At 72.2% G+C, this 13,450-nt stretch carries 14 protein-coding genes; 9 read left to right on the top strand and 5 right to left on the bottom strand.

The annotated features are described in order from the left end of the window. Positions 1–127 precede the first annotated feature (127 nt). Entirely contained in the window at positions 128–661 is a 534-nt protein-coding gene (locus tag AB0J76_RS10715) for a hypothetical protein (protein ID WP_352325495.1), read from the bottom strand. 65 nt (positions 662–726) lie between these two features. On the opposite strand from AB0J76_RS10715, the gene AB0J76_RS10720 reads away from it, so the two are divergent. Both AB0J76_RS10720 and AB0J76_RS10725 read left to right on the top strand, forming a co-directional pair. Continuing rightward, complete coding sequence (locus tag AB0J76_RS10720; protein WP_352325496.1) at positions 727–2,454, top strand: hypothetical protein; 1,728 nt, start codon at positions 727–729, stop codon at positions 2,452–2,454. Further along, positions 2,451–3,533 carry a hypothetical protein gene (locus tag AB0J76_RS10725; RefSeq protein WP_352325497.1) on the top strand — a complete coding sequence of 361 codons (1,083 nt, stop codon included), beginning with the start codon at positions 2,451–2,453 and terminating at the stop codon, positions 3,531–3,533. The genes AB0J76_RS10720 and AB0J76_RS10725 overlap by 4 nt, the downstream gene beginning before the upstream one ends. Here AB0J76_RS10725 and AB0J76_RS10730 read toward each other — a convergent pair. Both AB0J76_RS10730 and AB0J76_RS10735 read right to left on the bottom strand, forming a co-directional pair. Continuing rightward, the gene (locus tag AB0J76_RS10730) at positions 3,527–4,555 is read right to left on the bottom strand and encodes a polysaccharide deacetylase family protein (RefSeq protein ID WP_352325498.1); all 1,029 of its coding nucleotides are present in this window, start codon (positions 4,553–4,555) and stop codon (positions 3,527–3,529) included. The two genes, AB0J76_RS10725 and AB0J76_RS10730, sit on opposite strands and share 7 nt — an antisense overlap. Before the next feature lie 108 nt (positions 4,556–4,663). Next, positions 4,664–5,170 (bottom strand): SgcJ/EcaC family oxidoreductase, encoded by a 507-nt coding sequence (locus AB0J76_RS10735; protein WP_352325499.1) that lies wholly within the window; start codon positions 5,168–5,170, stop codon positions 4,664–4,666. Between the two features lie 66 nt (positions 5,171–5,236). Between AB0J76_RS10735 and AB0J76_RS10740 the strand changes: the two genes are divergently transcribed. Both AB0J76_RS10740 and AB0J76_RS10745 read left to right on the top strand, forming a co-directional pair. Further along, positions 5,237–5,695, top strand: coding sequence for a MarR family transcriptional regulator (locus AB0J76_RS10740; RefSeq protein WP_352325501.1), 459 nt, complete (start codon positions 5,237–5,239; stop codon positions 5,693–5,695). Between the two features lie 102 nt (positions 5,696–5,797). Next, positions 5,798–6,313, top strand: a complete 516-nt coding sequence (locus AB0J76_RS10745; RefSeq protein ID WP_352325502.1) for a pyridoxamine 5'-phosphate oxidase family protein — start codon at positions 5,798–5,800, stop codon at positions 6,311–6,313. Between the two features lie 63 nt (positions 6,314–6,376). Here AB0J76_RS10745 and lysA read toward each other — a convergent pair whose 3' ends face one another. Then, complete coding sequence (gene lysA / locus AB0J76_RS10750; protein WP_352325503.1) at positions 6,377–7,612, bottom strand: diaminopimelate decarboxylase; 1,236 nt, start codon at positions 7,610–7,612, stop codon at positions 6,377–6,379. 122 nt (positions 7,613–7,734) lie between these two features. On the opposite strand from lysA, the gene AB0J76_RS10755 reads away from it, so the two are divergent. The 5 genes from AB0J76_RS10755 to AB0J76_RS10775 are packed head-to-tail and all read left to right on the top strand — an operon-like array spanning position 7,735 to position 12,549. Next, positions 7,735–8,604 (top strand): ABC transporter substrate-binding protein, encoded by an 870-nt coding sequence (locus AB0J76_RS10755; RefSeq protein ID WP_352325504.1) that lies wholly within the window; start codon positions 7,735–7,737, stop codon positions 8,602–8,604. Then, positions 8,601–9,431: an amino acid ABC transporter permease gene (locus tag AB0J76_RS10760; RefSeq protein WP_352325505.1), complete on the top strand. Its 831-nt coding sequence runs from the start codon at positions 8,601–8,603 to the stop codon at positions 9,429–9,431. The genes AB0J76_RS10755 and AB0J76_RS10760 overlap by 4 nt, the downstream gene beginning before the upstream one ends. A 1-nt stretch (position 9,432) precedes the next feature. After that, a complete protein-coding gene (locus AB0J76_RS10765; RefSeq protein WP_352325514.1) occupies positions 9,433–10,185 on the top strand; it encodes an amino acid ABC transporter ATP-binding protein in 753 nt (250 codons plus the stop codon). Positions 10,186–10,216: 31 nt separating this feature from the next. Beyond that, positions 10,217–11,800, top strand: a complete 1,584-nt coding sequence (locus tag AB0J76_RS10770) for a D-aminoacylase (protein ID WP_352325506.1) — start codon at positions 10,217–10,219, stop codon at positions 11,798–11,800. After that, positions 11,797–12,549 (top strand): serine hydrolase, encoded by a 753-nt coding sequence (locus AB0J76_RS10775; RefSeq protein ID WP_352325507.1) that lies wholly within the window; start codon positions 11,797–11,799, stop codon positions 12,547–12,549. Before AB0J76_RS10770 ends, AB0J76_RS10775 begins: the two co-directional genes overlap by 4 nt. Here AB0J76_RS10775 and AB0J76_RS10780 read toward each other — a convergent pair. Continuing rightward, positions 12,518–13,441, bottom strand: a complete 924-nt coding sequence (locus AB0J76_RS10780) for a LysR substrate-binding domain-containing protein (RefSeq protein ID WP_352325508.1) — start codon at positions 13,439–13,441, stop codon at positions 12,518–12,520. The two genes, AB0J76_RS10775 and AB0J76_RS10780, sit on opposite strands and share 32 nt — an antisense overlap. Positions 13,442–13,450 lie beyond the last annotated feature (9 nt).

The raw sequence follows: 13,450 nt of genomic DNA on the forward strand, positions 1-13,450 counted from the left end.
ACTCTGCCGATCGCTACGGTTGATCAACAGGAGAGAGCGCGTTCCCGGTCGCGCCCGAGGAGATCACGTGGACGGAGTGGCGTCCCGCGCCGGCGACGACGATCGTGCGCCGCGCGGCATCAGCCGGTCACTGGCAGCTCACGTCCGCCGCCTGGCGCAGGTCGCCGATGGTCTCCGGCCGCACGGCGACGCTCCCCCACCAGCGATCGACCTCCAGCACCACATGGGGACCCGAGGAGGCGGCGGCATCGCAGTCCGTGACGACCAGGCCGAGGCTCAGCGACACACCCTGCCCGGCGGGGATCGTCAGGGGCAGGGCGCGTCCGTCCTCGCCTCGCGCCGACGTCAACGTCAGGCCCGCTCCCTCCACGCCCACCCCGGTGACCGTCACGGGGAAGCGGCCCTGGTTGTGGAAGTACCGGCTCACCGTGCCCTGGAGACCGGTCGGCCGGCCGAGCTCGTCCTGGGACATCCTGACGGAGGTGTTGCCCAGGCCCGACTCCTCGACGCGCGGGAACAGGGCACCGCTGAACCAGCCGGCCAGGACGAGGAGCACCGTCGCCACGCCGGCGGCGGCGACCGCGCGCCAGCGCCACGCCTGACGGCGAGTGAGCATGCCCACCCGGTGGTCGAGCCGTGCCCAGATCTCCGGAGAAACCACGCCAGCCCCTTCCGTCCCGGAAAGGCGTATTGTGCACCCTTCCCGGGTGGGCCGAAAGGCGTCTCATGGTGATCGCGATCGTCGTCGCCGTCGCGGTGGTGTCGGCGGCGGCAGCCGCGCTCGTCGTGAACAGGCCGATGAGCCGTACCGCCGCGGACCGTTTCGCGGCCCGGCAGCAGGTGGCCTTCACCGCGTTCAACGGCCCGGTGATGCTGCGCCACCTGCAGGTCACCCGGCGCTTGCGGTGGGCGGGGGCGAGTGCGGGAACGGTCCTCATGGCCCTGCCGGTGGTCTCGGGCTATGGCGACCTCCACCTCTCCCTGCCGGTGGTCCCGGGCGACGCCGGCCTCCGCCTCTTCCTGCCGGTGAGCGGCTGGACCCTCGGAGTGCTGGCCGGCGAGCTGTCCAGGGGCGGAGGGCCGAGGCCGCGGACGGTCCGCGCGCCGCGGCTGGACTTCGGGTCACGGCCGCTCGTCACCGTCTGGCGCGTCTGCGCCGGCCTTTCCTGCGGCATCGCGCTCTCTGTAGTGGCACGTTCCTTCCTGGCCGACGTCGGATCCGCCGAACGCGCCGCCGCCGCGTCGACGCTCGCCGTCGTGGTGATCGTCCAGGCCGTGCTGCACGATCTGGGCCGGCCCCTCGCGCGGGGGCCCGCCGATCTGGTCGCTGCCGAGGCCGCCATGAGGTCGGACACGGCCCGAGCGCTGATGGCGGGCGGGAGCGCGGCGGCGTTGTGGGCGGCGCCGCTCTCCGGGCTGCCCGTCCTCCGCGCCGACCTGCTTCTCCTCAGCCACGTGGCGGTCTGGGCACTGCCCCTGCTGGCCTGGATCCTCTCCGGGCGTCCCCGGCCCGGCGGGCCGGGCCGGTGGCGGCCGCCCTGGCGCGCCGTGCCGGCGGCGCTGGTCACCGTCTGTCTGATCACGGCCTGGAACGGCCTCGCGGTCCGGCTCGACCGCTCGTCCCCTCCTCCCGCGCCGCTCACCGAGCCGCTCACCGGGCCGCTCCCCGCGCCGATCGGCTACGCCCACGTGGGCGGCTACCAGTGGCAGCTGCACCTGAGGCGCTCCGGCACCTGGCAGACGATCACCCTCCCCCAGGCCCGCACGGTGGTGCCGATCAGCAATCGGCGGGCGCCGCTGGTGATCAGCGGCGACGGCCTCCGCCTCATCTACCTCGACGCGGCGACCGGCCGTCTCGTGCTGCACGACCTGTCCGCGGGGAACGCCCCGCGCCCGCTGACCGGGCCCGGCGAAGGCGTGCCCGACGCGGCCTTCGGCCAGGACGACCGGCACGTCATCCTGACCTGGCCCGACGGAGTGGACCTGGTGGACGCCGTCACCGGGGCCCGGAGGCGGCTGCCCGGCATCGGCCGCGTGATCGGCGTCGTGCCCGGCAAGGTGGTGGCCACCACCGGCCGGCGGGCCCTGGCGGGCGCCCCCGACACCGAGCTGGTCACACTCGACGCGCGGGGTGCCGTACGCACCAGGACGCCCTTCGACCCGGCGTTGCAGGCGCTGCTCACGCCCGACGGCGACCGCCTGGTCCTCTTCTCGGAAAACGAGGTGCTGACCATGGATCCGCACACCGGCGGCCGGGTGCGGGCGCGCGCGACGCTGGGCGGGCCGGGCGTCGAGGCCGAGCTGGTGCGGTGGACGGAGGACGGGCGCCTGCTCGTCATGCTCGGCTGGGACGATCCCGTCCTGTACCTCGTGGACCTGGAGACGGGGAAGAGCCGCCAGGTGAAGAACGTCCCCTCCCGCCTTGGCGAGGTCGTCGTCGGCAGGCTGGCGTGACGCGCCGCCGGAGGCTTCCTTGGCGGGCGGGGGCCGCCGCCCTGAGCGTGGTGCTGGCCGCCGCGTGGGTCGCCGCGCCCCTGCCGGCGGAGCCCGGCGTGCGGTTCGTCCGCTCCCAGCCGGTCACTGCGACCAAGACGGCCGAGAAGCCGGTGAAGCCCGCGAAGCGCACGAAGTACGCCACCCCGATCCGCTACGCGTACGTCCCGAGCTGCGACGAGTGCGCGCACATGATCCTCGTCGGGGACGGCGCGGAGCGCGGCCGCCTGCCGTACAGCTTCGACGAGACGATGTTCGCCCTCAGCCGGGACGGCCGGCGTGCCGCCTTCCTGCGGGACAGCGACAACACCTACGTCGTGGCCGACCTGCGGACGGGAGCCGTCGAACGCCTCCCCGTCAGACAGCCGCGCGGGACCGTCACGGCGTTCTTCGGAGCTCAGCCACCGCTGTTCTCCCTGGACGGCCGCCACGTGCTCGTCCAGCCCGACCATCTGACCAAGGACAAGGAGGTGACGCTGGAGCCGCCCGTGATCGTGGACGTCGCCCGCGGCACGGCCGTCCGCCTCCCGGACCGCGGGCAGGTCGCCGGATGGACGACGGAAGGTCTCGTCATGAGGAGCGGCGAGCCCTCCCGCCGCTCCCCGGGCCACCTCAGGTCGGTGTGGTACGCCGTCTACTCCCCCAAGGGCGACCTGTTGCGCAGCTACACCATGCCGGGCAACGTGGAGTGGGCCGTCGAGCCGTCCCCCTCCGGCCGCCTGATCGCGTCACGGCACCGGGAGCTCACCCCCGGCGGTGTGCTCCAGCAGGGCGTCGCCCTGTTCGACACGAAGACGGGCGGACACGTGCGCACGGTCGCGCCGCGGCTGGCCACCGGCTGGTGGCTGGCCGCCCTGCTGCGCTGGGAGGACGAGCACACCCTCGCGGTCCGGGCGAAGGGCCCGCTGGGCGAGACCTCCTACCTGGTGCTGGACCTGCGCACCGGGGCCGTCCGCCCGATCGACGTCACCGGCGAGGTGGCCGACTTCATGCTGCAGCCCGCCGAGCTGAGCGTGGTGCTCGGGCGCGTCCGTCAGTAGGGCAGGCTCCAGGTGGTGAAGGACTTGCGCAGGTACGGGTTCTTGAACTTCGGGTACGCGACCGTGCTGACGTCACCGTCCGAGGTGTAGCGCATGTCCGGGTTGTTCTTGAGCCAGTCGAGCCAGGCCGCCGAGCAGAACTGCGCGCAGTCGCCCTTCTTCTCCATGACCCGGATGCGCGGGATGCCGCCCGGGTCGAACGCCTTGCTGAACGGCGACGGCGCGGGCGTGTACCCGGCCAGGAACGCGCCGGCGTGGTTGTAGAGCTTGCCGTGCAGCGCCCACTCCTTCTTGCGCGGCTGGTTGCCGTACGGCAGGGCGATGGAGTTGGGCTTGACCTTGGTCAGGTCGTCGATCTGCTTGGCGATGCCGCCGATCTGGTCCTCCACCTCCTTCTCCGAGCGTCCGTGCAGGTTGACGTGGTCACGGGTGTGGTTGCCGATGTCGAAGCCGTTGTCCTTGAGCCAGCCCAGCGTCTGGGCCTGCTCCTCGCGCACGGTCTTGCCGAACATGTCGCGGGTGACGTAGAAGGTGGCGGCCGGCCGGAAGCCCGGGTGCTTGGCGGCCACCTCGCGCAGGATCGCCACGGCGGTGTCCGGCTGCGGGACGCCCATCTCGTTCAGGGTGAGCTGCGAGGGCGAGGAGTCGTCGAACGTCAGGACCACGGGATGCTTGCCCGCCGGGACGTTGATCTTCCCGGTCACCATCTCCGACGCGCTGATCGGGACGTAGTCCTCCTTGACCAGCCGTTCGAGGTCCGAGCGGAACTGCTGCGGCGTCCTGTCGTCGGTGGTGGCCGGGTTCTTGATGACCCGGTGGAACATCAGCACCGGGATCTGGCCCAGCTCGTTCGCCTTCACCTTGCGCGCAAGCGCGATCTTGGCCGCCTTGCTCTGCTTCAGCTTGGCCGCGGCCTCGGCCTTGCTGTCGGTGATCTTGGCAGTGTCGGGCGGCGAGTCGCACCCGGTCAGGACGACGGCGGCCGCGAGCAGCCCCGCTCCTGTCAAAATACCCAGTCGCATCCGAACCCCCCGAGACGCGTACGACTGTTACAGGTTGGGCCTTACCCAGGTGATCAACTGCGCCACGCCGCGACCTCGTCAAAGAAGGGTCAGGGATTACGAAAAGCGTCATCTGCCGCCGAGGCCGAACCGGCGGGCGACCCGGGCCATCAGCTGCGACATCCGGGACGGGAACGCGTCCGGCTCCGGGACGGTGACCGGCCGGACCCGGCCGTTGTGGATGGCGCCGATGCGCCAGCCATCGCCCGTCCGCAGCACGACGACGGTCTGCCGGGACAGCCGCCGCCTGGGCAGCGTGGACCGCCAGGGCATCAGGACGGAGGCCGTGCCGTGCGCCACCGCCACGTCGGGGGTGAGGAAGCGCACCGACTCCAGGTCGCCGACGAGCGCCGAGCCGGCCAGGACGCCGCGGAAGAGCTTGTCGTGGTTGAGCTCGTGCGCCCGGCGGCCGCGGGCGATCGTGCCGTCGTAGGAGACGTAGTCGGAGTCGTCGGTGAACAGGGCGCCGAACGCGCGGGCGTCCCCGGCGGTCCAGGCCGCCATGAAGTCGGCGAACAGGCGCTGGATCGCGGCGGTGTCGGCGGTGTCGGGCGAGGCGAGGGTGGTCGAACGCATGGCGCTGCCTCCGGAGGTGATATCGTCATTTCGACTGACGAAAAGTACGATACCAGAAAGGTTCGAATGTCGAAACGTGCCGTCATCGGAGAGATCGCCATGGAGCTCCGGCAGCTGCAGCAGAGCTTCGACGCCTTCGACGAGGCCGCCGCGGCCCGGCTCGGCCTCAATCGCACCGACCTGCGCTGCCTCGACGTCGTCCTGGCCGAGGGCCCGGTCGCCGCGGGCGCGCTCAGCCTCGCGCTGAAGCTCAGCCCGGCGGCCGTCACCACCGTCATCGACCGGCTGGAACGCGCGGGCATGGTGGCCCGTGCGCCCGATCCGGGCAACCGCCGCCGCGTCCTGGTCGCCGCCACCGACGCCGCCCGCGCCGCCGAGGCCGAGATCTTCGTCCCGGTCGGCCAGGCCGGCGCGCGGGCGCTGGCGGGCTACGGGCAAGACGAGCTGGCCGTGATCCTGGACTTCCTGCGCACCGCCCGCAGGGTCCAGGAGGAACAGGCGGCCCGGGTCAGAGATTCGTCCTGAGTTCTGGAAAACACGACACAGGGTGTCGGGTTTCCGGGCGAGCATGGTCCCACCGGCCGGCGCCGACCGCGGGCCGGTACGCACGTACAGACAAGGACCTCAATGCGCGAAACCCCGCAGGAGCTCGAAGAGCTCCAGGCGCTCCTCGACGCCTCGCTCTCCCGCTCCAACTCGCACCTGCGCTCGATCGTCACCGAGCGCACCCTGAACGCCGAGCAGCTCACCGGGCTTCTGACCGGCATGCGCGTGCTCGCCGTGTCCACCGTGACGGCGAAGGGCGAGCCGCGGATCAGCGGCGTCGACGGCCACTTCCTGCACGGCAAGTGGCTCTTCGGCACGGCCCGCGGCGCCGCCAAGGCACGCCACCTCGCCGCCCGCCCGGCGGCCAGCGTCGCCCACATGCGCGGGGAGGACCTGGGCGTGTTCACCCACGGCACGGTGGAGATCCTCAACCCGCAGGACGGCGAGCCGGCCGCCGACTGGCCGGCCCTGCTCGCCTACCTCAAGGACTTCTACGGCGCGGACGCCTTCGACTGGGAGAACGACGTGGTCTACTTCCGGCTGCACCCGAGCTGGATGACCGCCTACGCCCCCGACCCGGCCAAGCTCACGCCCTGACCGCCCACGCCCCGACCCGGTTAAGGCTCACGCCCTGACCGCCGGCGCGGGTTCGCGGCCGCGTCACAGGTAGAGCCGCAGCAGGTCCTCCTCGCTCTCGCGGCGGACGATGACCCGCGCCTGCCCGTCGCGCACCGCGACGACCGGCGGCCTGGGCACGTGGTTGTAGTTGCTGGCCATCGAGCGCTGGTAGGCGCCCGACACCGGGACGGCGAGCAGGTCGCCGGGCCGCACGTCGCCGGGCAGCGCGATGTCCCTGACCAGCACGTCCCCGCTCTCGCAGTGCTTGCCGACCACGGTGAACACGCCGGCGGGGGCGTCGGAGGCGCGGTTGGCCAGGGTTGCGGTGTAGGCGGCGCCGTACATGCCGGGGCGGGGGTTGTCGCTCATGCCGCCGTTCACGCTCACGTACCGGCCCTTGATCGTGCCGATCTCGTACAGGGCGACCGTGGACGGCCCGGCGATCGACCTGCCGGGCTCGACGGCCAGGTGCAGGCCCGCGGTCTCCTTCCTGAGCACGGCGAGCAGCTCGGCGGGCGTGGGCGGGGTGGGGTCGTCCGGCGTGTAGCCGATGCCGAGGCCGCCGCCCAGGTCGAGCCTGGTGACGCCGGTCTCGGCGGCGAAGGCGGCCATCCTGGCGGCGGCGGTGCCGAAGCCGTCCAGCTCGAAGATCTGCGAGCCGATGTGGGAGTGCAGGCCGTACAGCTCCAGCGCGGGCTCGGCGGTCACCTGCGCCACCGCGAGCGCGGCGGCGCCGGCGCTCAGCGAGAAGCCGAACTTGGAGTCCTCGCCGCCGGTGGCGATGAAGGCGTGGGTGTGGGGGTCCACGCCCGGCGTCACCCTGATCATCACCCGCTGCCGGACGCCCAGGGAGGCGGCGATCCCGGCGAGCCTGGCGATCTCGGCGAAGGAGTCGACGACCACGCACCCGATGCCCCAGGCCACGGCCCGGCGCAGCTCGTCGGCCGACTTGTTGTTGCCGTGGAAGACGACCCGCTCCGGCGGCATCCCGCCGGCCATGGCCACCGCCAGCTCGCCGCCCGTGCAGACGTCGAGGGACAGGCCCAGCCGGTCCAGCCAGCGCACCACCTCGGGGCAGAGGAACGCCTTGCCGCCGTAGTGCACGTCGCCGTCGGGCAGCGCGTCCAGCCAGGCGCGGGCGCGGGCGGTGAAGTCGGCCTCGTCCAGCACGTACGCGGGCGTGCCGTGCACCCGGGCCAGTTCGACCGCGCCGATCCCGCCGAGCCGCAGCTCCCCGTCATGCCATGTGGCGGTCTGGGGCCAGATGTCCAAACTCATGAGGGGCGAGCGTAAACAACCGCGAGGGCCCGGAGGGTCGAGCATCGACGGATTCGTTGCTCAGGGTCGCATGCCTTCACGAGGCTTGGTGCCGCCTGACGGCCTGGCCACGATGACATGCCATGCGAACACACCTGGTCATCGCCCTGGTGGCGGCCTGCGCGCTCGGCGCGGGATGCGGGAGGTCCACCTCGGGTACGGCGGCGGCCCCCACGCCGCCCTCCTCGGCCGGCAAGAGCGCCAAGGACCTCGTCCCGGAATCCGTACGGAAGTCCGGCGAGCTGCGCATGGCGACCTCGGAAGGCTATCCCCCGATGGAGATGTACAAGCCGGGCACCCAGGAGATGACCGGCGTCGACGCCGACCTGGCCGTGGCGGTCGGAGAGCGGCTCGGGCTGAAGACCCGGATCATCAACGCCTCCTTCGACGGTCTCATCCCCGGCCTGCAGGGCGGCCGGTGGGACATCGCCATGGCCGCGCTCAGCGACCTCGAACAGCGCCGCAAGGCCGTCGACTTCGTCGACTACTTCAACGCCGGCGGCTCGATCATGGTCAAGAAGGGCAACCCCGAGGGCATCAAGACCCTCGAGGACCTGTGCGGCAAGAAGGTCGTCCTGGCCAAGGGCAGCTCCAACCTGGAGATCGGCAAGCGCCAGAACGAGAAGTGCGCCCAGAAGATGGAGATCATGCAGAGCGAGGACGCCCCCACCGGCCTGCTCACCATCGACTCCGGCCGTACCGTCGCCACGATCGTCGACTCCCCCGTGGCCGCCATGTACGCCAAGGAGACCGGCAAGTACGAGGTCCTGGCCGAGCAGTACGACGCCGGCCCCTGGGGCATCGCGATCGACAAGAAGCAGACCGGCCTGCGCGACGCCGTCGCCAAGGCGCTCCAGGAGCTGATCGACAGCGGCGAGTACGGCAAGATCCTGGAGAAGTACGGCACGACGGCCAACGCCGTGCCCAAGGTCACGATCAACACCGGCGCATGATGGAACTCCCGATCGATGCGGTGAAGCCGCCCAGGCCCGGGCGGCTCGTCGCGGCGGTGGTCGCGGCCCTGGTGATGGCGTGGCTGGCCTACACCGTCATCGTCAACCCCAACCTCCACTGGGACGTCATCGCCGAGTTCCTGCTGGACGGCCGCGTGCTCGGCGGCCTGTGGATCACGATCGCGCTCACCGCGCTGTCCATGGTCATCGGCGTCGCCCTCGGCGTGGTCGCCGCCGTCATGCAGTTGTCGGACAGCCCGGTGCTGCGCGGCGCGGCCGGCCTCTACACCTGGTTCTTCCGCGGCACGCCGCTGCTGGTGCAGCTCATCTTCTGGTTCAACATCGGCCTGGTCTTCCCCGAGATCGGGCTCGGCGTGCCGTTCGGCGGCCCGATGTTCCTCCAGTGGCCGGCCAACGAGCTGATCACGCCGTTCACGGCGGCGCTGCTCGGGCTGACCATCAACGAGGGCGCGTACATGGCCGAGATCGTCCGCGCGGGCATCCGTTCGGTGGATCCCGGGCAGCGGGAGGCGGCCGAGTCGCTGGGCATGACGCACCGGCAGATCCTGCGCAGGGTCGTGCTGCCGCAGGCGATGCGGGTGATCATCCCGCCGACCGGCAACCAGTTCATCTCCATGCTGAAGACCACCTCGATGGTCTCGGTCATCTCCGGCGCGGAGCTGCTGACCGTCTCCCAGCGCATCTACCTGGACAACTTCGAGGTGATCGCGCTGCTGGTGGTCGCCTCCACCTGGTACCTGCTGCTCACCACCGTGGCCACCTTCGGCCAGCGTTCCCTGGAGAGGAGGTTCAGCCGTGGCCACTAGCATGGTGAAGATCGAATCGGTCAGGAAGCGCTTCGGCCAGCTGGAGGTGCTGAAGGGCGTCAGCCTCGACGTGCCGGCCGGCGCGGTGGTCTGCGTGGTGGGCCCGTCCGGGTCCGGCAAGTCGACGCTGTTGCGCTGCGTCAACCGGCTGGAGACGATCGACGCGGGCCGGGTGTGGGTCGACGGCAAGCTCATGGGCTTCAGCGAGCAGGGCGGCAAGCTGCACCTGCTGCGGCCCGACGAGCTGTGCCGCCAGCGCCAGGAGATCGGCATGGTCTTCCAGCGCTTCCACCTGTTCCCGCACATGACCGCGCTGGAGAACGTCATGGAGGGCCCGTGCACGGTCAAGCGCCTGTCGAAGGCGAAGGCGGCCGAGCGCGCGAGGACGCTGCTCGACCGGGTGGGGCTGGCCGACCGGGCCGGCCACTACCCCAGGCAGCTGTCCGGCGGCCAGCAGCAGCGGGTCGCGATCGCGCGCAGCCTGGCCATGGACCCCAAGCTCATGCTGTTCGACGAGCCGACCAGCGCGCTCGACCCCGAGCTGGTGCAGGAGGTGCTGCAGGTCATGCGCGACCTGGCGGCCAGCGGGATGACGATGATCGTGGTGACCCACGAGATGGGCTTCGCCAGAGAGGCGGGCGACCACCTGGTGTTCATCGACGACGGCGTGATCGTGGAGGAGGGGCCGCCCCGCGAGGTGCTGTCCTCGCCGCGGCACGAGCGCACCCGCGCCTTCCTCGGGCAGGTGCTGTGAACGGCTCGCTTCTCGGGAAGGGTTCGGCCACGTGAGCCTCGACATGCTGATCAGCGGTGGCCTCGTGGCCGACGGGACGGGCGCGCCGCTGCGCCGGGCCGACGTCGGCGTCCGCGGTGACCGCCTCGTCCTGCTGCCCGGGGGCGGCCCGTCCGACGGCGGCGGGGGGCGGGTGATCGACGCCGCCGGGCTGGTGGTCGCGCCCGGGTTCATCGACGTGCACACCCACTCCGACGCGGTCACCCTGCTCGGGGAGGCGGGCCGGGAGCTGGCCGCCGCGCCCGTGCTCATGGGCGTCACGGTGGAGATCTGCGGCAACTGCGGGTCGAGCCTGTTCCCGGCGCTGCCCGAGCGGGTGCCGGCGCTGCGCCGGTCGAGCCGGGCCGGCTTCGGCGGCGACATCCCGATTTTTGAGGACTACGACGGGTTCGTCGCGGCGCACGAGCGGGCCCCCCGGTCGAACCACCTGACCTCCCTCGTCGGCCACGGCACCCTGCGGGCCGGCGTGCTCGGCTACGAGGACCGCCCGGCCACCCCCGCCGAGCTCGCCGCCATGTGCGCGCTGCTCGACGACGCGCTGGCCGCCGGCGCCGCCGGGCTGTCCACCGGCCTCATCTACACCCCCGGCACGTACGGCGACACCGCCGAGGTGGTCGCGCTGGCCCGCGTCGCGGCCAAGCACGGCAAGCCGTACGTCACCCACCTGCGGGACGAGATGTCGCGCGTCGAGGAGGCGCTGGAGGAGGCCGTCGAGATCGCCCGCAGGAGCGGGGCCGCGCTGCACGTCAGCCACCACAAGACCGCCGGCAAGCACGCCTGGGGCAGGACCCTGCGCACGCTCCCCCGCATCGCCGCGCTGCGCGCCCAGGGCATGGACCTCACCTGCGACGTCTACCCCTACACCGAGGGCAGCACGTCGCTGTCGGCGATGTTCCCCCCGTGGGCCAACGACGGCGGCACCGAGGCGCTGCTCGACCGGCTGCGCGACCCCGGCCAGCGCGACCGGATGCGCGCGGCCATCGAGACGGGCGTGCCGGGCTGGGAGAACACGGTCGGCAACGGCGGCTGGGACCGCATCTCGGTCGCCTGCGCCACCCGTCACCCCGAGGCCGAGGGCCGCACGATCGCCGAGCTGGGCGGCGACCCGGTGGACGCGGCGGCCGAGCTGCTGCTCGCCGAGGACGGCGAGGTGACGATCATCAGCCACTCCATGCGCGAGGACGACGTCCAGCGGGTCCTGGCCAGCGAGTTCGCCATGATCGGCTCGGACGGCGTGCCCAAGCCGGGCCATCCGCACCCCCGGCTGGCCGGCACCTTCCCCCGGGTGCTCGGCCGCTACTCCCGCGAGCAGGGGCTGTTCCCGGTGGAGACCGCCGTCCACAAGATGACCGGCATGGCGGCCGAGCGGTTCGGCCTGGCGGACCGGGGCGTCGTGCGCGACGGAGCGCACGCCGACCTGGTGCTCTTCGACCCCGCGACGGTGGCCGACGGCGCGACCTACGCCGACCCGCTGCTGCCCCCCGCCGGCCTCAGGGCCGTCGTCGTGGCCGGACGGCTCGCCGTGGAGGACAACGAACTCACCGAGGACAGACCAGGAAGGATCATCGGGCGGTGAACGACATCACGCTCGCCGTCGCGACACGGGATCTGGTGACGGGCGAGTTCCACGGCGTCAACGAGGACGCCGAGCTGCCGCTGGCCAGCGTCGGCAAGCTGCTGCTGCTGGCCGAGGTGGCGATGAGCGTCGAGGGCGGCATCCTGGCCCCCGACACGCCCGTGACGCTGCACGACGACGACTACTGCGGCGGCTCCGGGCTGCTCATGTCGCTGTCCGCGCGTGCCTGGACGATCGGCGACCTCGCCCTGCTGACGGCCGCCGTCAGCGACAACACCGCCACGAACGCGCTGCTGCGCACGATCGGCCTGGACCGGGTCAACGCGGCCGCCGCGGCCCTCGGGCTGTCGCGGACCAGGCTGCTCGACCGCATCAGGGAACCGCGCACCCCGCAGGACCCGCCCACGTTCGCGATCGGCACCGCGGCCGAGCTGTCCGGCCTGGCCGCGCTGCTCGCCGGCGAGGGCGGCTGGCAGGCGCTCATGCGCGGCTGGATGCGGCAGAACACCGACCACGGGCTCGTCCCCGCCCTGGTCAGGCACGATCCCGAGGGCGACTGGCTGGCCAACAAGACCGGCACCGACGAGGGCGTCCGGTCCGACGTCGGCATCATGGACGGCCGCATCGCCTACGCCGTCCTCGCCCACGGCCCCGCCGGCAGCGAGCACGACCTGACCTCCGCCGTACGGCGGGCCGGCCTGGACGTCGCCGCCCGCCTCAGCGCAGCGACGGCTCCAGCGAGTTCCTGAGCTGGGCCGAGGCCGTACGCAGGTAGGCCAGGAACGACCGGGCGGCCGGGTTGGGATTGGTCGGCCGCCTGGCCACGCCGATCCTGCGGAACAGGTTCGGCGTGGTCAGCCGGCAGGTGTGCAGCCCGGTCGCGCCCTGCAGGCCGAGGCTCGGCACCAGCGCGACGCCGAGCCCGGCCCGTACCAGGCCGATCGTCACCTCGTAGTGGTCGCTGCGGCAGCGGATCTGCGGCGAGAAGCCCTCCAGCATGCTGGCCCGCTCAAGGATCGACACCGGGTGCTCGGCGCCGAACGTGGTGATCCACGGCTCCTCGGCCAGGTCCGCCAGCCGCACCTTGGGCCGCTGGGCGGCGGCGTGGCCGGTGGGCAGGACCAGGAGCTGCGGCTCGTCGAACAGGTGGACGACCTCCACCCCTTCCGGGCACTGCCACGGGTCCAGCGCGTGCTCGAAGACCACCAGCACGTCGAGCGCGCCGCGCTCCAGATCGGGCAGCAGCTCGTACGGCTGGCCCTCCACCAGGTCGAGCGCCACCTTGGGATACCGGGAGGCGAACCGCGACAGCGCCAGCGGCAGCAGCCGGTACCCGGCGGAGGCGAAGAAGCCGATGCGCAGCTCGCCGGCGTCCACCCTGGCCTGGGCGAGCAGGTCCTTCTCGGCCGCCTCGATGATGTCGACGACCTCCTGGGCGCGGATGGCCAGGCGGCGTCCCGCCTCGGTCAGCCGCAGGCTCTGGGCGTTGCGCTCGACCAGCCCGACCCCCGCCTCCTGTTCCAGCCGGGACAGCTGGTGCGACACGGCGGACGGCGACAACTTCAGCACCCTGGCCGCACCGGCGATGCTGCCCGTCCTGAACACCTCAAGCAGGACACGCAGCCGGTTACTACTCAACACGGGACCAAG

It is taken from the genome of Nonomuraea sp. NPDC049624, assembly GCF_040675255.1.
GTDB lineage: Bacteria > Actinomycetota > Actinomycetes > Streptosporangiales > Streptosporangiaceae > Nonomuraea.

Bases quoted from the DNA above. Each gene is read 5' to 3' on its own strand.
- AB0J76_RS10720 (WP_352325496.1), top strand. From the start codon at position 727: ATGGTGATCGCGATCGTCGTCGCCGTCGCGGTGGTGTCGGCGGCGGCA.
- AB0J76_RS10730 (WP_352325498.1), bottom strand. From the start codon at position 4,555: ATGCGACTGGGTATTTTGACAGGAGCGGGGCTGCTCGCGGCCGCCGTC.
- AB0J76_RS10735 (WP_352325499.1), bottom strand. From the start codon at position 5,170: ATGCGTTCGACCACCCTCGCCTCGCCCGACACCGCCGACACCGCCGCG.
- AB0J76_RS10740 (WP_352325501.1), top strand. From the start codon at position 5,237: ATGTCGAAACGTGCCGTCATCGGAGAGATCGCCATGGAGCTCCGGCAG.
- AB0J76_RS10745 (WP_352325502.1), top strand. From the start codon at position 5,798: ATGCGCGAAACCCCGCAGGAGCTCGAAGAGCTCCAGGCGCTCCTCGAC.
- lysA (WP_352325503.1), bottom strand. From the start codon at position 7,612: ATGAGTTTGGACATCTGGCCCCAGACCGCCACATGGCATGACGGGGAG.
- AB0J76_RS10755 (WP_352325504.1), top strand. From the start codon at position 7,735: ATGCGAACACACCTGGTCATCGCCCTGGTGGCGGCCTGCGCGCTCGGC.
- AB0J76_RS10760 (WP_352325505.1), top strand. From the start codon at position 8,601: ATGATGGAACTCCCGATCGATGCGGTGAAGCCGCCCAGGCCCGGGCGG.
- AB0J76_RS10765 (WP_352325514.1), top strand. From the start codon at position 9,433: ATGGTGAAGATCGAATCGGTCAGGAAGCGCTTCGGCCAGCTGGAGGTG.